Raw genomic sequence first — 529 nt, forward strand, 5'->3', positions numbered from 1 at the left:
TCAAAAAATAGAAGAGAGGAGGAGTTTACGTTGAAAGATAGTTCATTCAAATGGTTCTATAGATTCGGACTGCTGTTATTAGCACTGCTGTGCGTATTAGTCTTTTTTAAAGTCCAGTTTTTATGGCTGCCTGTTATTTACATGTTTTTAAAAGCACTGCTGCCTTTTTTTATTGCAGCATTCATTACATATTTACTTCATCCGCTTATTGAAAAAACGCATGATAAAGGCGTGCCTCGTCCTCTAGCTATTTTACTGATCTACATTATCTTTTTTGGAGGAATCGGGTTCGGAGCCTATAAGTCGTATCCTATTTTTGTGGAACAAGTAAAAGATTTAAATGAACAGCTGCCTCATTTTACGAATACATATAGACATTGGGTAGAATCGATTCATGATCGTACAACTTCACTTCCAAACGGTGTACATGAGAAAATTGAAGGCAGCATTGATGATGTAGAGGCTACGCTCAACGTGTGGCTTACAAAAGTGGCGGAAGGATTAAAATCATTGATTACCTCTTTTTTGA

General features: G+C 36.7%; 1 protein-coding gene. It reads left to right on the plus strand.

The genetic code is table 11. The features are described from left to right. Positions 1–30: 30 nt before the first annotated feature. The coding region (locus tag AC27IT_RS28190) for an AI-2E family transporter (RefSeq protein ID WP_487092318.1) at positions 31–529 on the plus strand (499 nt) is incomplete at its 3' end.

It is taken from the genome of Brevibacillus sp. YAE8 (genome assembly GCF_057543335.1).